Source organism: Oceaniradius stylonematis, assembly GCF_965223445.1.
In the GTDB taxonomy this organism is placed as follows: domain Bacteria; phylum Pseudomonadota; class Alphaproteobacteria; order Rhizobiales; family Rhizobiaceae; genus Roseitalea; species Roseitalea stylonematis.
This window is the reverse complement of sequence record NZ_OZ244994.1, coordinates 878,640-899,779: the sequence shown is the minus strand read 5'-3', so window position 1 is coordinate 899,779 and position 21,140 is coordinate 878,640. Positions and strand designations below refer to the sequence as shown.

Here is a 21,140-nt window from a genome sequence, read left to right as displayed (position 1 = left end):
CATGCCGATTTCGCTCCGGTTTTCGTTGAAAGGGCAGGGGCGCGTTCCTATAACCCCTCTACGGAGTGCGTTCGGCCTTTCGGCTCAACGCCTTGTTTTTTCGTATCGAGAGGTTTTGGATGCCCTGGAGCAATCAGAATGGCGGCGGCGGCCCCTGGGGCGGCGGCGGCGACAAGAATGGCGGCCCCTGGGGCGGTGGCGGCGGCAATGGCGGCGGCCCGTGGGGGCAGGGGCCGCGCGGCCCCAACCGTCCGGGCGGCGGCGGCCAGCCGCCGGATCTCGAGGACATCATCCGTCAGGGCCAGGACCGGCTCAAACGCGCCCTTCCGGGCGGCGGTGGCGGCGGCGGCCGCGCCCTGATCGGCTTGCTCGTCGTCGGTGCGCTGGTGCTCTACGGGCTGCAGGCCTTCTACCAGGTCGATACCGACGAGCGCGCGGTCGAACTTCTGTTCGGCAAGCCCAAGGCCGAACTGTCGGCGCCGGGTCTTCACTTCCATTTCTGGCCGGTCGAGACGGTCGAAAAGGTTCAGATCGTCGAAAAGCAGATCCAGGTCGGCTCGGGCACGGGGCGGGGCGGTTCCAACGGGCTGATGCTGTCGGGCGACCAGAACATTGTCGATGTGCAGTTCTCGGTCCTTTATTCGGTGATCGACCCGCGCTCTTACCTGTTCAACGTGGCCGGTCCCGACGATGCGGTTCGCCAGGTGGCCGAAAGCGCCATGCGCGAGATCGTCGGCCGCCGTCCTGCACAGGACGTTTTCCGCGACAACCGTGCGGCGATCGCCGACGAGGTGCGCACCTCCATGCAGGCGACGCTGGACAGCTATGGCGCCGGCATCCAGATCAACACGGTCTCCATCGAGGACGCCGCGCCGCCGCGCGAAGTGGCCGACGCGTTCGAGGAAGTCCAGCGTGCCGAGCAGGACGAGGACCGCTTCCGCGAGGAAGCCAACCAGTATTCGAACCAGCAGCTCGGTCAGGCCCGGGGTGAAGCGGCGCAGATCCGCGAAGACGCGGCGGCCTACGCGACCCAGGTCGTGCAGGAAGCCGAGGGTGAGGCGCAGCGCTTCATCTCGATCTACGACCAGTATCGCCTGGCGCCGGACGTGACGCGCAAGCGCCTGTTCCTCGAGACGATGGAAGGCGTGCTTGGCAATTCCAACAAGGTGATCCTCGACGAGGAAGGCGGAGGCTCGGGCGTCGTGCCCTATCTGCCGCTGCCCGAGATCCAGAACCGCCGGCAGACCACCGCGCAGGATGGAGTGAACCAGTAATGTTTTCAGGCAACCGTATCCCGATCATCGCCTTTGTTCTCGGCCTGATCCTCGTTCTGGTTTATGCGTCGATCTTCGTCGTCAATGAGCGCGAACAGGCGATCGTGCTGCGCTTCGGCGAAATCCAGGACGTCAAGACCGAGCCGGGCCTCTACTTCAAGGCGCCGTTCGCCTTTGCCGGCTTCGACACGGTGCAGATTATCGAGGACCGCCTGCTGCGGCTCGATCTGGTTGATTCGCCGCCCGTGCAGGTGTCCGGTGGCCGCTTCTATGAAGTCGACGCCTTCCTGACGTTCCAGATCACCGATGCGCGGCGCTTCCGCGAGCAGGTCTCCGGTGATCTCAATTCGGCGGCGGCCCGTCTGCGCACCCGTTTCGATGCGGCTCTGCGCCGGGTCTACGGTCTGCGCGGCTTCGAGGCGGCGCTGTCCGAGGAGCGGACCGAGATGATGCGCGAGGTGCGCGACCTGCTGCGTCCGGACGCCCAGCAACTCGGCCTGACGATCGACGATGTGCGCATCGTGCGCACCGACCTGACCGCAGAGGTCTCGCAGCAGACCTTCGACCGGATGAGCGCCGAGCGCCTTGCCGAAGCCGAGCGGCTTCGTGCGCGCGGCCGTGAGAACGCCCAGCGCATCCGCGCCGTGGCCGACCGCCAGGTCGTGGAGATCCTGTCCGAGGCGCGGCGCGAATCGGAGATCCTGCGCGGTGAGGGCGACGCGGAACGCAACCGCATATTCGCCGAGGCGTTCACGCGCGATCCGGACTTCTTCGAGTTCTACCGGTCGATGATCGCTTATGAGCGGGCCATGCAGGATGGCGGCACGACGATGGTGCTTTCGCCCGATTCGGAGTTCTTCCAGTTCTTCCAGGATGCCGAAGGCCGGCCGCCGGCGCCGAGGCGGGCACCGTAAGCGGCACGACGGCCCGACATGGCCGACCTTGTCACCGCGCTCGGGCTGGTTCTCGTGATCGAGGGCATCGTCTATGGCGCCTTTCCCGACCTGGGGCGGCGGATCGGCGAGTTCCTGCGCACCGCGCCGGCGGACCAGCTGCGCATCGCCGGGCTCGTCTCGGCGGCGATCGGGGTGGGAATCGTCTGGCTGGCGCGGACCTTTCTGTGAGGGTCCGCGTCACGAAGACGTGACATGGGCGGCGCCGACCCGCGCCGCGCTTGCATCACAACCAGGCGGCCTTATTTTCGACCGCATGTCCGGATGATGTCCGGTCGGCATTGTTCCGCCCGCAAGGGCACAGCCTTTGGAGGAAAGCGCCAATGGGTTCTGGCTCGACCGCGCCGCGCGCGAAAATGGTTCTGGCAACGCTCGGCATCGCCGCGCTGACGGCGGTGCAGCCGGTACCCGTGCCGCTTGGTCAGGGCGGCATTGCGCATGCCCAGGAAGGGCCCCAATCGCTGGCGGACCTGTCCGACCGGCTGATCGATTCGGTCGTCAACATCTCGACCTCGCAGCGCGTCAGCGGCGGTGAACGCAACGTGCCGCGGCCGCGCCTGCCGGAAGGATCGCCATTCCAGGAATTCTTCGACGAGTTCTTCGACAGCCTGCCTGACGGCGAGGGCCCGGGACGCGGCGAGCGCAGCGTGCAGTCGCTGGGATCGGGTTTCGTCATCGATGCCGAGGAAGGCATCATCGTCACCAACAACCATGTGATCGCGGACGCCGACGAGGTGGTCGCCAATTTCAACGATGGCAGTTCGATCACGGCCGAAATCATCGGCACGGACCCCAAGACGGATCTCGCGGTCCTGAAGATCGATCCGTCGGAAAACCCCGACATGCAGGCGGTGCCGCTCGGCGATTCCGAGGCGATGCGGGTCGGCGACTGGGTGCTGGCGATCGGCAACCCGTTCGGCCTTGGGGGTTCGGTGTCGGTGGGCATCGTCTCGGCTTTCGGACGCGACATCAATTCGGGCCCCTACGACAATTTCATCCAGACGGACGCCGCCATCAACCGCGGCAATTCCGGCGGTCCGCTGTTCAACATGAATGGCGAGGTGATCGGCATCAACACGGCGATCATCTCACCGTCCGGCGGTTCGATCGGCATCGGCTTTGCCATTCCGACCGATCTGGCCATCGGCGTGATCGAGCAGTTGCGCGAGTTCGGCGAGACCCGGCGCGGCTGGCTCGGCGTGCGCATCCAGCAGGTCACCGACGATATCGCAGAAAGCCTGGGAATGGACCAGACGATGGGCGCGCTGGTTGCCGGCGTGATCGAAGGAGGGCCCGTCGATGATGGCTCGATCGAGCCCGGCGATGTGATCATCACCTTCGATGGCAAGCCCGTCGAGACGATGCGCGAACTGCCGCGGATCGTCGCCGAATCGCCGGTCGGCAAGGAAGTCGATGTCGTCGTGCTGCGCGATGGCGAGGAGCAGACCGTCCAGGTCACGCTGGGCAGGCTCGAGGATGGCGAGCAGCTTGCGCTGACCGCCGAACCGGCCGGCGAGGATGGCGGCGAAGCCGTGGAGACGGTCGAACTGTTCGGCATGACGCTCGCTGAACTCGGCGATGCGCAGCGCGAGCAATTCGGCATTTCCGACGAGGTGTCCGGCGGTGTCGTCGTCACGGCGGTCGAAGAGGGTTCGGCCGCCGCAAACCGGGGAGTCGCGGCCGGCGACGTGATCGTCGAGATCGCGCAGGAAAGCGTTTCGACGCCCGCCGATGTCGAAGAGGCGATCACCGCGCTGCAGGAGAGCGATCGACGCAATGCGCTGCTGATGCTTGCGGGCACCGACGGCGCGCTGCGCTTCGTGACCATCCGGATCGACTGAGGATCTGCTCCGCCACGCCCTCATCCTGAGGTGGGCGCCAACATCCCTCGCTCTTCGAGGCTCGCCATGCTCGCACCTCAGGATGAGGGATGTTGGCAAGCCTCGAAGGGCGAGGCGTGGTGGCGCCGCAGCTTCAGCGCACGATCTCGTCTTCGCGGTAGCCTTGGATGAACAGCAGCGCGGTCAGGTCGCCATGGTCGATGCGCATGCCGGCCTTTTCGGCAACCGCCGGCTTGGCGTGCAGGGCAACACCGGCGCCGGCCATTTCGAGCATCGCCAGATCATTGGCGCCGTCGCCCACCGCGATCGCCCGGCCGGTACCGACGCCCAGCCGGGCGGCGATTTCGGTCAGCGCATCGGCCTTGGCCTTTTTGCCCAGGATCGGTTCGGCCACCTTGCCCGTCAGCTTGCCGTCCTCGTGGATCAGGCGGTTGGCGCGGTGCTCGTGAAAGCCGACCATATCGGCGATCCGTGCGGTGAAATGGGTGAAGCCGCCTGAAACCAGCGCGCAATGGGCGCCGTTGGCGGCCATGGTGCGGACCAGTTCGCGCCCGCCCGGGGTCAGTTCGATCCGCTCGGCGATGACTGTGTCGATCACATCAAGAGGCAGACCTTCGAGCAGCGCCACGCGCTCGCGCAGCGCGCCTTCAAATTCGATCTCGCCATTCATGGCGCGGGCGGTGATCGCCGCGACCTTGTCCTTGATGCCGGCCTCGGCGGCCAGTTCGTCGATGCACTCCTGCCGGATCATGGTCGAATCCATGTCGGCGAGCAGGATCGCCCTGCGCCGCGCGTCGGGCCCCTCATCGGTCTGGACGACATGGTCGATCGGAGCGTTCCCGATGACATCGGCAAGCGCTGCCGCATGTCCCTCGGCCCGATCGACGGCGAGATCGGCCGCCAGACTCTCGCCGAGCCATGTCACCGCGTGTGCGCCGACGGCTGTCGCCGCGCTTTCGGCCAGCGCGGGATCGAGCGCGCGCGTTGCAGGATTGGCAATCAGCGTGATGATATGGGACATGAGCGCAGATGCGGCCCGGTAGAGCCACGGACAGATGGAACGAACGATCACGCTGATAGCCGGCCCCACCGCAAGCGGCAAGTCGGCGCTGGCGCTCGACCTTGCGGCGCGGCACGGCGGTCACATCGTCAACGCCGATTCCATGCAGGTCTATGACGGATTGCGCATCCTCACCGCGCGTCCGGCGGCGCGCGAGATGGCGACGGTGCCGCACCATCTTTACGGTCATGTCGCGCCGGCGGTTGCCTATTCGACCGGCGCATGGGCGCGTGACGTGCGGGCCTTGCTTAAACGGTTGCCGGCGGACGCGCCGCTGATCTTCGTCGGAGGAACGGGGCTCTACTTCCGCGCGCTGACAGAGGGCCTGTCGCCTATGCCGGACGTGCCGGACGCCGTCCGCTCCGACTTGCGCGCCAGGCTTGCGGCCGAAGGCGCGCCGGCCTTGCACGCGGAGCTGGCGGCGTGCGATCCGGCGGGCGCATCCATGCTCGAACCGGGCGACGGCCAGCGCATCGTGCGGGCGCTGGAGGTCTTGAAAGCCTCGGGCCTGCCGCTGGCGGACTGGCAGGCGCGGGCCGCCGAGCCGGTTCTTTCCCCCGGCGCGATCACGCAAAGATGGCTCGTGATGCCCGACAGGGCGGAGCTCCATGCGCGGATCGAGGCGCGTTTCGATGCGATGATCGCCGCCGGCGCTCTGGACGAGGTGCGTCGGCTGCGCGCGCTCGGCCTGCCGCCTGACATGCCGGCGATGAAGGCAATCGGTGTGCGCGAACTGGGCGCGGTCCTGGACGGTTCGATGAAAGAGGACGCGGCAATCGTCCGCGCCAAGACCGCCACCCGTCAATATGCCAAGCGCCAGATGACCTGGTTCCGAAATCAGTTGGGCGATGAGTGGCAGAGGGTCGATGCCGGCGAAGCCGTCGCGCCGGCGACGATGCCCTGAAGCGGTTCACTCGGCGCCGTCAGTCCTTGTCCCTTGTGCGGAACCGGCTGATCAGGTCGCGCGACGAGCCGGACTTCTCGGGCCGCTTCGGAGAGGATGGCGGGTCGGAGCGGCGGTGTGCGGGCTTGTCGCGATCGCGGCGCAACGGTCCTTCATAGGTAAAAAGGCCGGCATGGGCGTCGCCGGCACCGATCACCGGTTCGGCGGGCACAGGTCCGGCGGGCATGGGTTCGCGCGTTTCGGCCGCTGAATGGCGAGCGCTGACGGAGGGCCGTTGCTCGCCCACCGCCGCCGTTTCGGCATAGACGGCAAGCCCGTCGTCTGTTTCGTCGTCGGTCAGCGCGTCGCCTGGGTCGCGGATGGTCTGGAGCAGGGCCGCCATGTCGACGGTGCTCCCGTCATCGGTTTCTGTCTCTGTCTGGCTGCCCAACTCGTTGCCCGGCAGGCAGTCGTCGGCAACGGCCTCGACCATCAGCCGCATCGGCGTGCTGACGCCCTGGCCGAACGCGATCGCCTCGCGGTTGGCCAGCGATGGCAGGAAATTGATGTAGGAGCGCGAGGCTCCGGTGATCGCCTTGCGCATGATCTGCTGGTCGGCATCGTTGCCCAGCCGCATGGCGAACATTGTGTTGCACTGCGACAGGATTGTCGGATCCAGTTCACTGGGCCGCTGCGTGATGATGCCCAGGCTGACGCCATATTTGCGGCCTTCCTTGGCGATGCGCGCGATGGCGGCGCGGGTAGGGCCGAAGCCGGCGCCGACGTCGGCGGGAATGTAGCGGTGCGCTTCCTCGCACAGGACGACTGTCTTGATGCGCGCCTTGCTCCAGACGGACATCTCGAATGCCAGCCGGCACAGCACGCTGACCACGGCGTTGACCACTTCGGAGGGGATGCCGTTGAGCTGGAAGATGGTGACCGGCTTTCCATCCGCCGGCACGCGATAGATGTGCGACAGAACCTCGGCGAGATTGTCGACGATGGTCTTATGGGCGAACATGAAGCGATAGCGCGGATCGTGGACCGCAGCATTGATCCGCGCGGCCAGCGACTTGAGCGCGCTGCGGGCCTCTCGACCGTCGAGCTTGCCCATGCGGTGGTCGATCAGCGCCAGAAGATCGGACACGCGGTAGGGAATCGGCGTGTCTGCGGTGATGTTGCCGTGAGCGCCGGGTTTGCGTGCGCCGCGGCCCGTGCCGCCGGCCTTGAATTTCTGTTTGGCCTCGGGAATGAGGTCGCGCAGAATGTCGACCTCCTCGGGCTCGGCCGGCCGGCCGCGGAACAGCACTTCGACGAATTCTTCGAGCCGGAAGAGCCAGAACGGCAGGTCGAGATTGGTGTCGTCGATCTTCACCGAAATGTCGGGAAACGCGCTGGCGAACTCATTGTGCGGGTCGAGGACCAGTATGCCGACATCCGAACGGGTGGCGACGAGCTTGCGCACGAGCAGCGAGACGGTCGTCGACTTGCCGACGCCGGTCGTGCCAACGACGGCGAAATGGCGGGAGATCATCGAATTGATCGACACCATCGCGTCAATGTCGCGGCTTTGCGACAACGCGCCGACAGAGACAGCCGACGGATCGGTGTTGGCAAAGATCGCCTGCAGGTCGGCGTTGCGGATGCGGTGGGCTGCGGCGCCCAGATGCGGATAGCTCGACAGACCTCCGTTGAAGACCGGCCGGCCATCGGCATCGTCGCCGATCTCGCCAACCAGTTCGACATGAAGGCGCACCTTGTTGGGCGTCTTGGACTGCCAGAACTGCTCGACGCTCTCGATCTGGTAAAGCATGCCGACCGTGCGCCTGGAGTCGGCGCGGATGGTGATCAGCGTGCCGACCGACCAGTAGTCCTCCGAAACCGCACCGCCCGGCTCGACATCCGCGCTGATGACGGCACGGTTGCCGTCGCACTCGATGACATGGCCTTCGGTGCGGTTGCGCCGCGGCAGCGGCGCGCGCTCCTTGGCCAGTTGGGCCTCGCCCGGATCGGGTTGTTCTTTTCGGTACATGGAGCCGGACCTGTTACCGCACGAGGCTATGGCATCGTGGTTAAGGAAACGCTACCGCAGCGGACGGCTTGACCGGCTCCGATACCGGGACTATGACACCGCAATGATGATGACGACGATGCTTATCGTAGTAGGACCGCGCATGGGCAAGGTGGCGTAGCCACCGGGCACGATCCACCCATGCGCGATGACAGGCTCCCCTTCGAGGAGCCTTTTTTATTGCCTTTCAGCAAGCAAACGACGAAAATTTGTGCACAGGCCAGAGAGCCGGACGGGATGAAGACAATGGATGCCAAGGCGGACACGAAAGCGGGCCAGGAAATGACGGGCGCCGAGATGGTGCTGGAAGCGCTGAAGGACAATGGCGTCCGGCACATATTCGGCTATCCGGGCGGCGCGGTGCTGCCGATCTATGACGAACTGTTCCAGCAGGACGCGATCGAGCACATTCTGGTGCGGCACGAGCAGGGCGCCGGCCATGCGGCCGAAGGCTATGCGCGGTCGACCGGCAAGGTCGGCGTCGTGCTGGCAACGTCGGGGCCGGGTGCGACCAACTGCGTCACCGCGCTGCAGGACGCGTTGATGGATTCGATCCCGCTGGTGTGCATCACCGGCCAGGTGCCGACGACGCTGATCGGTTCGGACGCGTTTCAGGAGTGCGACACGGTCGGCATCACGCGGCCCTGCACCAAGTACAACTGGCTGGTCAAATCGGTCGCCGACCTGCCGCGCATCCTGCACGAGGCATTCCATGTCGCCCAGACGGGCCGTCCGGGTCCGGTCGTCGTCGACATACCCAAGGATGTCCAGTTCGCCTCGGGCATCTATGAGGGGCCGCACGTTGCCCAGGAGCGTGTCAGCTACCGGCCCGTCATGGACCCGGACGCCGATGCGATCCGCCGCGCCGTCGCGCTGATGGCGTCAGCCAGGAAGCCGATCATCTATTCGGGCGGCGGCGTGATCAATTCCGGCGATCGCGGCAGCGAGCTGTTGCGCGAACTGGTGGCCGAGACCGGCTTTCCGATCACCTCAACGCTGATGGGCCTGGGCGCCTATCCGGCCTCGGGCGAAAACTGGATCGGCATGCTGGGCATGCACGGCACCTATGAAGCGAACATGGCGATGCATGATTGCGACGTGATGATCAATATCGGTGCGCGCTTCGACGACCGCATCACCGGCCGGATCGACGCGTTCTCGCCGAACTCGCGCAAGATCCACATCGATATCGATCCCTCGTCGATCAACAAGGTCGTCCACACCGAAGTCGGCATCGTAGCCGATGTGGCCCATGCGCTCGAGGCGCTGCTGGACGCGTGGCGATCGGCCGGCCACAGGCCCGACAGGAAAAAGCATGCGCTCTGGTGGGAGCAGATCGGCAAGTGGAAGGCACGCGACTCGCTGGCCTATTCGCCATCGGGCGACGTGATCATGCCGCAATATGCGATCCAGCGGCTCTACGAGGCGTCCAGGGCGAGCGGCAAGGACACGTTCATCACCACGGAAGTGGGCCAGCACCAGATGTGGGCGGCGCAATATTTCGGTTTCGACAAGCCCAATCGCTGGATGACATCGGGCGGGCTGGGCACGATGGGCTACGGCCTGCCGGCGGCGCTGGGCGTGCAGATCGCCCATCCCGACGCGCTGGTCATCGACATTGCCGGCGACGCCTCGATCCAGATGAACATCCAGGAAATGTCGACGGCGATCCAGTACGGCACGCCGATCAAGATCTTCATCCTCAACAACCAGTATATGGGCATGGTGCGCCAGTGGCAGCAATTGCTGCACGGCAATCGCCGCTCGCACTCCTACACCGAGGCGATGCCCGATTTCGTCAAGCTGGCGGAGGCCTATGGGGCCCATGGCATCTATTGCGACAAGCCCGGCAAGCTCGACGATGCGCTGGCCGAAATGATCGAGATCGACGGGCCGGTCATCTTCGACTGCCGGGTGGCGGCGCTGGCCAACTGTTTCCCGATGATCCCGTCGGGCAAGGCACACAATGAGATGCTTCTGCCGGACGAAGCGACCGACGAGGCGGTCGCCAATGCGATCGGCGCCGAAGGCAAGGCGCTTGTGTGATCCCCTGCGCGGCGCCGGCAGATGAACCGATCCGCTCCCGGCGTTGCCGACTACGGTCTGCTCGTCACGCTTTCGCTGATCTGGGGCAGCGCGTTCCTTTTGTCGAAGATCGCGGTGGCCGACTTCGCACCGCTGACGATCACGCTCGTCCGGCAAGTGCTTGCCGTACTGCTTCTGGGCGGCATCGTTCTGGCGCTGCGCCGGCCATTGTTCCGGCCGACGCGGCGCGACCAGCTGTTCATGATCGTCTGCGCGGCGACCGGCACGGTGATCCCGTTCACCGCCATCAATTGGGGCGTTGCGGTGATCGACAGCGGGCTGGCGGCGATCCTGATGGGCTTCATGCCGCTGGTCGTGCTGGTGCTGGCGCATTTCCTGACGCGCGACGAGAAGCTGACGGTGCCGAAGGTGGCCGGCGTCGTGCTCGGCCTGATCGGCCTTGCCATCCTGTTCTGGCCGGCGCTGGTCGAAGGGTTCGGCAGGGATGTGTGGCGCCAGCTCGCCGTGCTCGGCGCGGCGACGGCCTATGGCGTCAACGCGCTGTCGGTCAAGCAGCTCGTGCGTCATCCGCCCATGGTGCTGATGACCTATATCACGCTGTGGACGCTGGTGATCCTCGTTCCGCTCACGTTCCTGTTCGAGCAGCCCTTCGCCGCGACGCCGACGCAGTCGTCGGTGCTGGCGCTTGTCGCACTGGGCGTTTTCCCCTCCGCTGTCGGCGCGCTGTTCATGTTCGCCATCATCGAGCGGCAGGGCGCTTCGTTTTTCGGCCAGATCAACCTTCTTGTGCCGTTGGCCGGGGTTCTGGTCGGCGTCATGTTCGCCGGCGAGCGGCCGGGCCTGAACGCGCTGGCGGCGCTCGTCATCATCGTGTCCGGCGTGGTGGTCGCCCGCCTCAAGCCGGCTGCCCGTTCCTCACCCGTCAATGAAAGTCCCAGACCATGAACGAACCGCAATCCGAACCGGCCTCGGCCTATTTCATCACCAAGGACACGTCGGCGCCCGAAAGCCACACATTGTCGATCCTGGTCGACAATGAACCGGGTGTGCTGGCGCGGGTGATCGGCCTTTTCTCCGGCCGCGGCTACAACATCGAAAGCCTGACGGTTTCCGAGACCGAGCACGAAAAGCACCTGTCGCGGATCACCATCGTCACCAGCGGCACGCCGCAGGTGATGGAGCAGATCCATACCCAGCTCGAACGGATCGTGCCGGTGCACAAGGTGACGGACCTGACCGTCATCGCCCATCATGAAGGCTACGAGAAGCCGCTGGAGCGGGAACTGGCGCTGATCAAGGTGCGCGGTGCGGGGGAAAACCGGCTCGAGGCGCTGCGGCTGGCCGATGCGTTCAAGGCCAATGTGATCGACGCCAATGTCGATCATTTCGTCTTTGAGCTGACCGGCCGGACCAACAAGGTCGAGCAGTTCATCGCCATCATGGCGCCGCTCGGCCTGGTCGAGGTCTGCCGCACCGGTGTTGCCGCCATGCGACGTGGCCGCGAGGTGATGTGAGCGTGCACGGCCGGCGTCGCAGACCGAAAAGGGGAGACGGTCGTTGGCCGACCGCCTGATCAACCCCCACCGCGGCGCTGGTCTGCCAGACCTTGTTTCGCCCTTGCCCGCCCATGATGGGCGGGCGGTCGCCGACCTTCTGGACCTGTGCCCGGCCCACGCGCCGACGCCGCTCGCGGATGCGCCGGGGCTGGCCGAAAAGGCCGGCGTCGGCCAGTTGATGCTCAAGGACGAGCGGTCGAGAATGGGGCTTGGCTCTTTCAAGGCCCTGGGCGCGGCATATGCGATTGCGCGCCAGGCAGCCGAGGCATGTAAGGGCGACAATTGGTCGGACGCGCTCGCCGGGCGCACCTTCGTGACGGCCAGTGCGGGCAATCACGGCCTGTCGGTTGCCGCAGGCGCGCGGATTTTCGGCGCCGACGCCGTGGTCTACCTGGCCGAAACCGTGCCCGAGACGTTCGCCGAGCGGCTGCGGGCCAAGGGTGCGCAGGTTCGGCGTGCAGGCGCCACCTATGAGGAGAGCATGGCTGCCGCCGAAGCCGCCGCCGCCACCGACGCAACGCTGCTGTCCGACAGTTCCTGGCCCGGCTACACCGACATGCCGTATCGCGTGATGGAGGGCTATCTGCAGATGGCGAGCGAGGCCGCCGGGCAGATCGGCGACCCGCCCGGCGTCATCTTGTTGCAGGCCGGGGTTGGCGGCATGGCGGCGGCGGTCGCGGCCCATGCAAGGTCGGTCTGGGGCGATGGTCCGCGGATCGTCGTCGTCGAACCGGAAGCCGCGCCTGCGCTGATCGACAGCATCCGCGCCGGCAGGGTAATCGATACGGACGGGCCGGTGTCCTCGATGGGCCGGCTCGACTGCAAGACGCCCTCGATGATCGCGCTGGCCGGCCTGGCGCGCGACGCCGACCTGTTCGTCACGATCACCGAGGCGGAGGCCGCGGCGGGTGTCGCGGCGCTCGGGCGTGCAGGGTTTGCCACGACGCCGTCCGGTGCCGCGGGCGTGGCAGCCTTGTTGACGGGCGCGGTCGGCGTTGACCTTGCGACACGCGTTCTCGCCTTTCTCAGCGAAGGCCCCGAAGATGGTTGAGCGTTCGCTGGTCTTTCCGGCGGCGGAGTTCCGGCGGCGTGTGGCGGGGCTGCAGGCGCAGATGGATGACGCGGAACTGAACGCGCTGCTCCTGACGACACCGGCCGACATCTTCTATGTCACCGGGTTCCTGACGCGGTTCTGGGAAAGCCCGGCAAGGCCGTGGTTCGTGATCGTACCGGCGTCCGGCGATCCCGTTGCGGTGATCCCGGCCATCGGTGCCGCGCTGATGGGGCGGAGCTGGGTCCGCGATATCCGGTCGTGGGATGCGCCCGATCCGGACGACGACGGCGTAAGCCTGCTCGCCGAGGCGCTTTGCGAGATGGTGCCCGAAGGTGGGCGGATCGGCGTCCCGATGGGCGAGGAAACCCATTTGCGGATGCCGCTTGCCACCTATGACGCCGTCTCGGGCCGCATCGGGCCGCGACGCTTTGTCGATGCGACCGAGCCCGTGCGGCGGGTGCGCGAGATCAAGTCCGAGCCGGAGATCGAGCGCATCCGCGCAGTCTGTGCCGTCGCGGACGCGGCGTTTGCCCGCGTGCCCGAGATTGCGCATGGTGCCGGAACGCTTGCCGGCCTGTTCCGGTCGTTCCAGGCCGCGCTGCTCGCGGCCGGCGCCGACTGGGTCAGCTATCTCGCCGGCGGCGCTGGAAGGGACGGCTATGGCGATGTCATCTCGCCCGCCGAGGAGCGGCCCTTGCAACGCGGCGAGGTGCTGATGCTCGACACGGGCGCGGTCAAGGACGGCTATTTCTGCGACTTCGACCGCAACTATGCGGTCGGCCGGCCCACCGACGCGGTCCTTCGGGCGCATGCGGCCCTGTTCGCCGCAACCGATACGGCGCTCGACGCGGTTCGCCCGGGCATGTCCGCCCGAGCCGTCCACGGGCTTTTGAGCGCCTCGCTGCGCGCGCACGGAGCAACGCCCGCACCGGGCCGGTTCGGTCACGGTCTGGGCATTTCGCTGACGGAGTGGCCATCGATTTCGCCAAAGGACGAGACGATCCTGCGCGAAGGCATGGTGCTGACACTGGAGCCCGGCGCCGAGGTCGTTCCCGGCCGGTTCATGGTGCATGAGGAAAACATCGTGCTGCGGGCCGGCGGGCCGGAACTTCTGTCAAAGCGCGCGCCCGCCGAGTTGCCGGAACTCGTGCCGTGACGGGCGCGTCCTACCGGCTGTCGGGGCCAACCGGAACACGCGCCACGTTCGGGCTGATCGCGCTTCGCGTGGACGAGACGGTCGAACACGATTTCCGGCGGCTGTGCGCGGCGCCCGACATCGCGCTGCACGTCACGCGGATCGCTTCCGGCGACGATCTGACGCCCGAGACGATCGCGACGATGGAGGCTGCCCTGCCGCAGTCCGCAAGCCTGTTGCCGCCAGCCGCGGCCTTTGACAGCGTCGGCTATGCCTGCACGTCGGGCGCAACACTGATCGGCGCCGATCGGGTCGCCCAACTCGTCCGTGGCGCGACCCGGACCAGGGCGGTGGCCGACCCGCTGACGGCCACGATCGCAGCGCTGCAGGCGCTTGGCGTCCGCCGGATCGGGCTGGTCTCGCCCTATATCGACAGCGTTGCCGGGCCCATCCGCGAAGCGCTCGTGGCGGCGGGGCTGGACGTGCCGGCCATCTTGTCGTTTGGCGAACAGGTCGAAGCGCGGGTGGCGCGGATCGATCCGGAATCGATCCGGCAGGCCGCGCTGGCCGTCGGCGGCAGGGCGGACGTCGACGCCGTTTTCGTCTCGTGCACGAACCTGCGCACGCTCGACATCGTCGACGATGTCGAGGAGCGTCTTGGCCTGCCGGTCGTCACCAGCAATCTCGCCCTTGCCTGGCAGATGTTCGGGCACGCCGGCACGCCGCCGGCCATCGTGCCGGGGAGGCTCTTGCGTTCAGCCGCCCTGTGATGCGGCGCCGGCCGACAGTGAAAGACGAGGGGACGGGCGGGCGCCGTTGTGGCGCCCGCAATTGCCGCGCCCGCTGGCCTATCGCACGCGCAGGTCCCGGCTGAACGTGTGAACGTCGCCGGTGAATCGGATCAGCGGGTTGGCGAACTCGTTCATGTATTCCTTGACGGTGATGCCGTCCTTGATGCCGGTGATGCGGATGGCATCGACGTTCCAGTTGTCGCCGTCAAAGCCGCCCGAGAACCCCTCCACATTCAGGATGAACAGGGTGATGTCGTCCGCCTCGGTGCCATCGGGCGTATCGAAATAAAGGTGCGTCGTCGTGTGGTCCTTGATCCTGCGGTCGCGGGGATTGACCTGCCGGCGAATGCCGCGCTGGCGGCCGTCGGCCCGGTAGGACCAGATCGAGGCAAAGGCGTTGTCGTCATTGCCGCGCAGATCGTCGCCGCCGGTGCGGATTTCGACCGAGACGCCGTCGATCTCCTGCGCCGTCGCCGGTGGGGCGGCCACGGCAAGCGCGGATGCAAGAAGGGGGAAGAGAATGCGGTTCATGGTTCGCTCCAATCCTGGCTGTTGGCCGCGGCGGCGTGTGCCACCGCGCGATTGGGAGCCATCATGAGCGCCATCAGTCGGCGTCGCCGTGCGAATGGTCACAGGGCGGGGGGTGTTGGTTTGGCTGGCACTCCTAGTTTGGAGCCACACACGCTTTGAAGCCAGAGTTCGCTTTTTGGATCACGAATCGGTGCCCGACTTTCGAGAAGAGAGAGTGAGTCGATCCACCGGGCAGGCCGGTCTGACAGTGGCATTGCCATCAAATAGAGTTTCGCGCAGTTTGCTTTTCGAGGAAGACTGAAAACTTGGCAATACAACGGGATGAATCTTGGGACGATGACAAGCAAGGAAGAACTGCCGGAAAATGAGCTTGTCAGCCAGTCTGAGGAGCTGTTTGCTCGTTTCACAGCCATAGCATCCCGCCGACGAACGGCTACTGACGCCTGTACCGCAGAGATCGACGACTATCTTGAGGACGTCCGTCGAGACGGCCAACAGATCACGATTGAATTTCTCGAGGGCTTTTTTGAGAAAAAGTGGGGCAAGAGCGACCGCGTCCGCGAATGGGCTCAGCAAACCCGACAAATGCTGAGCAACTTTGATCGCGCAGCCGCCTTGGTGATGAGTTCTATCGCGACGATGTCTTTGCACCTCAAGCTGGCACAGGAAACCTTGGCCATCGAAGTGATGGCGACACCCGTTCGCGCAATGGGCAAGCCGATCACGGCGAGCAGCAATTCGCCGCTCGCGAGCGCGCGTGAGGAACTGGCAAATATCAGAGCGGCCAGGAAACGCCTCAACGAAAACTACGTCGCTGCTCTCAGTAATGCCACCGAATTGGAGATGCAGGCGGAGCGAAGTCTGTGGCAGGCGACGGAGCTTCTAAAGGGACGTCGCCGGCGCCTATTGGATTTTCGGAAGCAACATCTTTCTTTCTCGTGGCGCGAGCGATTGCAGCGGGCCAAGCGAGAAAGCGCAAAGGCATCCAAAGACGAAGCGACGGAGCTGATGTGGAAGGCGATTGAGGAAGTGAGCGAAGCTATGGCCGAGGAAGCTGCTGACGTCGCACAAGTCAGACGCGCAGCCAGATGGGGCGCCGCAGTGGCAAGGATCGCTGGCAGGAAAGCCCAGAACCGCGAGCGGAACGACACTGATAACCTGATCGACTTGCTGGACCAGCTGGAGCGGGAGAACGAAGAGTTTCGAAAGCTGGAAGAAACCTTCGCGACGACGGCGTCTGCCATAGAAGCCGTTCGCACAAATGCGGAAAACAGCTTTGGTGGGCGCTAGCCTAGCGGGATGGTGTTTTCGCTTGTCGAGTTGAGTTGGCGGGACGGCCAACCGGAATGCGACACCGAAAACGGGACGGTTACGACGTATGATTGGCACGAGGTGGACATCTGCCGGTTGGAGGTAGCGCCTTTTCCGTTTTCCTCCGCTGGCCGAATCCCCTAAATCCGACGCATGCAGTTTTCCCCGCAACAGGACGATGCGCTGGTCGCCGTCGCCGACTGGCTCAAGCGCGACGACAGTCAGTTGTTCCGCCTGTTCGGCTATGCGGGCACGGGCAAGACGACGCTCGCCAAGCACTTCGCCGAAGGCGTCGATGGCACCGTCCAGTTCGCCGCCTTCACCGGCAAGGCCGCGCAGGTGATGCGCGCCAAGGGCGCCTCGAACGCCAAGACCATCCATTCGCTGATCTACCGGCCGCGCGGCGAGGAGGAGGTGACGGACGAGGTCACCGGCAAGACCGGCATAGCGCCGACCTTTGCGCTCAACCGCCAGTCGGACATCGCCAAGGCCAAGCTGGTCATCGTCGACGAATGCTCGATGGTCGGCGAGGAACTGGGGCGCGATCTTTTGAGCTTCGGGACGCCGGTGCTGGTGCTGGGCGATCCTGGCCAGTTGCCGCCGATCTCCGGCGGCGGTTTCTTCACCGACGCCGAGCCCGATTTCCTGTTGACCGAAATCCACCGCCAGGCGGCGGAAAACCCGATCGTGCGGCTCGCCATGGATGTGCGCGAGGGGCGCGAGATCATGCATGGCGACTATGGCACCGCGCAGATCATCGGCAAGGGCGACCTCGACACGGCGATGGTCACCGAGGCGGACCAGGTGCTGGTCGGCATCAACCGGACGCGGCGGCGCTACAATCAGCGCCTGCGGCAACTGGCCGGGTTCGACGCGCGCTATCCGCAGGCCGGCGACAAGCTGGTGTGCCTGCGCAACGATCCGGCCAAGGGGCTCTTGAACGGGTCGCTGTGGAAGGTCATGACCGCCTCGGCGCCGGGCTCCAAGCCCGGCATCAACCTTCTGGTCTCGCCGGACGATGGCGACACGGATCGTGGCGTTGCCAAGATCAAGCTGCTCAAGGCCGCCTTCGACAATCCCGACGAGGACCTGGGCTGGCAGCTCAAGCGGCGGTTCGACGATTTCGACTATGGTTATGCGCTGACCGTGCACAAGGCGCAGGGATCGCAATGGGACAATGTGATGCTGTTCGACGAGAGCTTTGCATTCCGCGACATGCGCGACCGCTGGCTTTACACGGCGATCACCCGCGCCGCCGAGCGGCTGACCATCGTCAAGTGATCAGGCCGGCAAGCGGACGCTTCCACCGCCGTGACCCTCGGGCTTAACCTCTGCACGACACGTGCGTCTGGACGGCCCGGACAAGCGCCGTCAGACTTCCAGAAGCGGGCCCGCGTTCAGCCAGGCCCAGGCCTCGTCTTCCTCGTCGCGCGCGAACGCCTTGATCTCCACCGGCATGAATGCGCCGAGGAACGAAGCCGTGTTGCGCACATGGCCGGGGCCGCCGACGATGGCATAGCGGCCGACATGGGAGAGGCTCTTGGCCTTTGTGCTCCATGTGCCGGTGTCGAACAGGATCGCCGGGTCGAATCCCTCGAACTCATCGATGATCACAATCAGGTCGATCTTGTCGTGCCGCGCATAGGTGTCGTTCAGAAAACCCATCACGGCCTTGGCGTCGGCGGCGCGGACCGTGTCGGTGATCCGGAAGGCAAGCATGTTGCCGCGATCGGTGGGCACGCGGACGATGCCCGGCGTGGTTTCGGCGGGCGCCACATCCATGCCGTTGGCGAAAGCGCGGGCCCGCTGGCGCTCTTCGGGCTTGAAGCAGCGAATGTCGACCCGCCGGAAAACCCTGCCTTCGAGCCGGACGAGCGTTTCGATCCAGTCGTGTCCCGTCAGAACCGCGATGCGCTCATAATGGTCCAGTTCCGAAAGATGGGAAAAGCCGTAGCGCAGGTCCGCGATCAGCGCCTCGGCGGTCATGCCCGCAAAGCCGGTCAGGTCGACAATGACACTGATCTTGCCGTGCGCCTCGCGCGCAGCCTCGAGTTCGGTGATGACGTGTTCGATGTCGGCCTTGTCGAGCTTGCCGGTCACGTCGATCGAGACGATTCCGCCGGGCAGGGTTTCAACTTCGATCATCGGGCGCTCCGAACAGGTGCCATGGACAATGATTGTCCGGAAAAACTCCTATGACTGGCACGGTGCGGCATTGCGCTATATCAAGCCGGAAATTGCTTTCACCGGGGGATGCTGGCCGTGACCACGCGACTTTCCGTCAATCTGAACGCCGTCGCCCTGTTGCGGAACCGGCGCGATCTGCCCTGGCCGTCGGTGACGCATCTGGGCCGGATGGCGCTGGAGGCGGGCGCGTACGGGCTGACCGTCCATCCAAGACCGGACGAGCGGCATGTGCGCTTTTCCGATCTGCCGGAGCTGCGGGCGCTGATCGACGACGCATTTCCGGAGGCCGAGTTCAATGTGGAGGGCTATCCGTCCGAGGATTTCCTGGCGCTGGTGGAAGCCAACCAGCCCGAACAGGTCACGCTGGTGCCTGACGATCCGAACCAGGCAACGTCCGACCATGGCTGGGATTTTTCAGGGCAGGGCAATTTCCTGCGCGACTGCGTGCAGCGTCTGAAAGATGGCGGCATGCGGGTATCGCTGTTCTGCGACCCCGACGCGGGCGAGGCGGGCATTGCGGCGGCAAGGGCGACCGGCACCGACCGGGTCGAACTGTTCACCGGACCTTATGGCGCCTGCCACGACAATGCGGCCGAGGCCGAACGGCAGATCGCGATCCTCGGCGAGACGGCGGACGCGGCGCGCGCGGCAGGGCTCGGCGTCAATGCCGGCCACGATCTGACGGTCGCCAATCTGCCGGCGCTGGTCGCGCGCGTGCCCGATCTGGCCGAAGTCTCCATCGGCCACGGCCTGACGGCCGATGCGCTCGAATTCGGCATGGCGGGCGCGGTGACGCGGTTCCTCGGTGCCCTCACAGAACGGCCGTCCTGAAGCAGGCCGCGCGTTGTCGCAAGAGCCTGGCCGTGCCACCGTTGCTCACGACAGGAACGGCGAGAGGACGGAACAATGGCGCACGCAGTGACGGTCTTTTTCGTCTGCGTCGGCGTGATCGCGGTTGTTGCGGTCGCCGCGCTCTTCGGCTGGCGGCATGCGGATCGGCGGGCCGACGCGGCGGCCTGGCGGGCGCTGCTGGAGATGCGCCCGATCCAGTCCGGATCGTTTTCGCCGGCTATGGTCGCCGGCCTGCCCGAGCCGGCACAGCGGTATTTTCTCTATACGATTGCCGAAGGCACGCCGCTTCGAACGATCACCATCATCGAGATGGAAGGGCAGTTGGGGCGGGGAGACAGGAACCGGTCGCACTTCGATCCGATGCAGGCGCGTCAGGTTCTCGCGCCGCCACATGGATTTGTCTGGCGGGTCCGGGCGGGTGCGATCCGCGGATCGGACGCTGCCACACCCGATACGTCATGGACGCGGTTCTGGCTGTTCGGCCTCGTGCCGGTGGTAAGGATCAGCGGTGATGCCGACCATTTCCGTTCCGCGTTCGGACGAACCGTGGCCGAGGCCGCGTTCTGGACGCCGGCCGCGCTGCTGCCCGGTCCGAACGTGCGTTGGGAGGCGCTTGATGCGGACAGCGCGCGCGCCATCGTGTCTTTTGCCGGCCTCGAACAGAGCGTGGACATAATTGTCGATTCGCAGGGCCAGCCGACCAGCGTCGTCATTGCGCGCTGGAGCGATGTCAATGCCGACAAGGTGTATCAGGTCCAGCCGTTTGGCGGCACGACATCAGACTTTCGCGAGTTCGGCGGCTACCGGCTGCCGACCCGCATCGAGGGCGGCAACTGGTTCGGCACGGACGATTACTTTCCGTTCTTCAAGGCCGATGTGACGTCGATCAGCTTTCCCGACCGGTAGCTCGATCGGTCACTGCCGCGTCTGGCATTGATCGCGCTGCGGTTGAGCAGATGGCCGAACCGTCTTCGGGCTGGCAACATGCCGTCATTGCGGGCCCTTAACGGCCAATGCATCGACCCGGAACCGCTTCGACACCCGGTCGACGGGTGTGCCGTCCTTGAGCGGGACGGCCTTTGCGACCGCATAGTCCTCAAAGCCCATCGTGCCGTAAAAGCCCAGCCCGCTTTCATTGTCGGCCCGGATGGTCGCGTTGATGGCGACCAAGCCAGTCTTGCGGGCAAAGTCGGCGGTTGCGGCGAACAGCGCCCGGCCGACGCCGGGCAGTTTCGGCTCGACCCGGGCGAAGGTGGCGATGTCGCCCCAGTGCGGCGGCAGATCGGGATGGTTCTTGAGCACCTGATAGCCGGCCGGCATTCCGTCGGCAGGATCGATCGCCGTGTGGCAGCAGATCAGGCGCGGATCGTCGAGCAGGAGGGCCGCCAACCGATCCTCGGTGAACGGGTCTTCGTAGGCCGTCGTTCCGCCGATGGCGATGATCGCGTTGATGATCGCCGCCAGCGCGGCGATGTCGGCGGCTTCCGTGGCGCGGACGGGAATCGGAGGGTGCGCGGTCATGGCCGTCTTATGGCACCTGTCGGGTCATGCCGGAAAGAGGCGCCGCCCTGTCTCTTGACACCGTACCGAACGGT

Annotated in this window: 20 protein-coding genes; 15 read left to right on the top strand and 5 right to left on the bottom strand. The window is 65.7% G+C overall.

Features of this window, described 5'->3' with window-relative positions:
* The first annotated feature begins 119 nt into the window (after window positions 1-119).
* The 4 genes from hflK to ACOQOU_RS04450 all read left to right on the top strand — a co-directional run bounded on the left by hflK (window position 120) and on the right by ACOQOU_RS04450 (window position 4,068).
* Entirely contained in the window at window positions 120-1,274 is a 1,155-nt protein-coding gene (hflK, locus tag ACOQOU_RS04465; protein ID WP_109766482.1) for an FtsH protease activity modulator HflK, read from the top strand.
* Window positions 1,274-2,188 (top strand): protease modulator HflC, encoded by a 915-nt coding sequence (gene hflC / locus ACOQOU_RS04460; RefSeq protein ID WP_109766385.1) that lies wholly within the window; start codon window positions 1,274-1,276, stop codon window positions 2,186-2,188. The genes hflK and hflC overlap by 1 nt, the downstream gene beginning before the upstream one ends.
* 18 nt (window positions 2,189-2,206) lie before the next feature.
* On the top strand, window positions 2,207-2,398 hold the full coding sequence (locus ACOQOU_RS04455; protein WP_109766384.1) for a DUF2065 domain-containing protein: 192 nt from the start codon (window positions 2,207-2,209) through the stop codon (window positions 2,396-2,398).
* A 152-nt stretch (window positions 2,399-2,550) separates the two neighbouring features.
* A complete protein-coding gene (locus ACOQOU_RS04450) occupies window positions 2,551-4,068 on the top strand; it encodes a Do family serine endopeptidase (protein WP_245412922.1) in 1,518 nt (505 codons plus the stop codon).
* Between the two features lie 133 nt (window positions 4,069-4,201).
* On the opposite strand, the gene serB is transcribed toward ACOQOU_RS04450, so the two are convergent.
* Window positions 4,202-5,089: a phosphoserine phosphatase SerB gene (serB, locus tag ACOQOU_RS04445; RefSeq protein WP_109766480.1), complete on the bottom strand. Its 888-nt coding sequence runs from the start codon at window positions 5,087-5,089 to the stop codon at window positions 4,202-4,204.
* A gap of 34 nt (window positions 5,090-5,123) precedes the next feature.
* Here serB and miaA point away from each other — a divergent pair, with 34 nt between their 5' ends.
* Window positions 5,124-6,032, top strand: coding sequence for a tRNA (adenosine(37)-N6)-dimethylallyltransferase MiaA (gene miaA, locus ACOQOU_RS04440; RefSeq protein ID WP_306025724.1), 909 nt, complete (start codon window positions 5,124-5,126; stop codon window positions 6,030-6,032).
* 19 nt (window positions 6,033-6,051) lie between these two features.
* Here miaA and ACOQOU_RS04435 read toward each other — a convergent pair whose 3' ends face one another.
* The gene (locus ACOQOU_RS04435; RefSeq protein WP_420578844.1) at window positions 6,052-8,043 is read right to left on the bottom strand and encodes an ATP-binding protein; all 1,992 of its coding nucleotides are present in this window, start codon (window positions 8,041-8,043) and stop codon (window positions 6,052-6,054) included.
* A gap of 276 nt (window positions 8,044-8,319) precedes the next feature.
* Between ACOQOU_RS04435 and ACOQOU_RS04430 the strand changes: the two genes are divergently transcribed.
* Genes ACOQOU_RS04430 through ACOQOU_RS04405 form a run of 6 tightly spaced genes read left to right on the top strand, consistent with a single transcriptional unit; the run spans window position 8,320 to window position 14,643 of the window.
* On the top strand, window positions 8,320-10,128 hold the full coding sequence (locus tag ACOQOU_RS04430; RefSeq protein ID WP_420578843.1) for an acetolactate synthase 3 large subunit: 1,809 nt from the start codon (window positions 8,320-8,322) through the stop codon (window positions 10,126-10,128).
* A gap of 21 nt (window positions 10,129-10,149) precedes the next feature.
* Window positions 10,150-11,073, top strand: a complete 924-nt coding sequence (locus tag ACOQOU_RS04425) for a DMT family transporter (RefSeq protein ID WP_109766380.1) — start codon at window positions 10,150-10,152, stop codon at window positions 11,071-11,073.
* The gene (ilvN, locus tag ACOQOU_RS04420) at window positions 11,070-11,642 is read left to right on the top strand and encodes an acetolactate synthase small subunit (protein WP_109766379.1); all 573 of its coding nucleotides are present in this window, start codon (window positions 11,070-11,072) and stop codon (window positions 11,640-11,642) included. Before ACOQOU_RS04425 ends, ilvN begins: the two co-directional genes overlap by 4 nt.
* A 43-nt stretch (window positions 11,643-11,685) precedes the next feature.
* Complete coding sequence (locus ACOQOU_RS04415) at window positions 11,686-12,735, top strand: pyridoxal-phosphate dependent enzyme (protein WP_306025727.1); 1,050 nt, start codon at window positions 11,686-11,688, stop codon at window positions 12,733-12,735.
* Window positions 12,728-13,894 carry a M24 family metallopeptidase gene (locus ACOQOU_RS04410; RefSeq protein ID WP_109766377.1) on the top strand — a complete coding sequence of 389 codons (1,167 nt, stop codon included), beginning with the start codon at window positions 12,728-12,730 and terminating at the stop codon, window positions 13,892-13,894. The genes ACOQOU_RS04415 and ACOQOU_RS04410 overlap by 8 nt, the downstream gene beginning before the upstream one ends.
* Window positions 13,891-14,643, top strand: coding sequence for an Asp/Glu racemase (locus ACOQOU_RS04405; protein ID WP_306025728.1), 753 nt, complete (start codon window positions 13,891-13,893; stop codon window positions 14,641-14,643). Before ACOQOU_RS04410 ends, ACOQOU_RS04405 begins: the two co-directional genes overlap by 4 nt.
* Window positions 14,644-14,721: 78 nt before the next feature.
* On the opposite strand, the gene ACOQOU_RS04400 is transcribed toward ACOQOU_RS04405, so the two are convergent.
* On the bottom strand, window positions 14,722-15,195 hold the full coding sequence (locus ACOQOU_RS04400; RefSeq protein WP_306025729.1) for a hypothetical protein: 474 nt from the start codon (window positions 15,193-15,195) through the stop codon (window positions 14,722-14,724).
* 336 nt (window positions 15,196-15,531) lie between these two features.
* Between ACOQOU_RS04400 and ACOQOU_RS04395 the strand changes: the two genes are divergently transcribed.
* Window positions 15,532-16,485, top strand: a complete 954-nt coding sequence (locus ACOQOU_RS04395) for a hypothetical protein (RefSeq protein ID WP_306025730.1) — start codon at window positions 15,532-15,534, stop codon at window positions 16,483-16,485.
* A 174-nt stretch (window positions 16,486-16,659) separates the two neighbouring features.
* A complete protein-coding gene (locus tag ACOQOU_RS04390; RefSeq protein WP_306025731.1) occupies window positions 16,660-17,787 on the top strand; it encodes an ATP-dependent DNA helicase in 1,128 nt (375 codons plus the stop codon).
* A gap of 90 nt (window positions 17,788-17,877) precedes the next feature.
* Here ACOQOU_RS04390 and ACOQOU_RS04385 read toward each other — a convergent pair whose 3' ends face one another.
* Window positions 17,878-18,651, bottom strand: a complete 774-nt coding sequence (locus ACOQOU_RS04385) for an STAS/SEC14 domain-containing protein (RefSeq protein ID WP_109766372.1) — start codon at window positions 18,649-18,651, stop codon at window positions 17,878-17,880.
* A gap of 117 nt (window positions 18,652-18,768) precedes the next feature.
* Between ACOQOU_RS04385 and ACOQOU_RS04380 the strand changes: the two genes are divergently transcribed.
* On the top strand, window positions 18,769-19,524 hold the full coding sequence (locus tag ACOQOU_RS04380) for a pyridoxine 5'-phosphate synthase (RefSeq protein WP_306025732.1): 756 nt from the start codon (window positions 18,769-18,771) through the stop codon (window positions 19,522-19,524).
* A gap of 75 nt (window positions 19,525-19,599) precedes the next feature.
* Window positions 19,600-20,451: a DUF6544 family protein gene (locus ACOQOU_RS04375; RefSeq protein ID WP_306025733.1), complete on the top strand. Its 852-nt coding sequence runs from the start codon at window positions 19,600-19,602 to the stop codon at window positions 20,449-20,451.
* A gap of 84 nt (window positions 20,452-20,535) precedes the next feature.
* On the opposite strand, the gene ACOQOU_RS04370 is transcribed toward ACOQOU_RS04375, so the two are convergent.
* A complete protein-coding gene (locus ACOQOU_RS04370) occupies window positions 20,536-21,066 on the bottom strand; it encodes a GNAT family N-acetyltransferase (protein ID WP_306025734.1) in 531 nt (176 codons plus the stop codon).
* Window positions 21,067-21,140 lie beyond the last annotated feature (74 nt).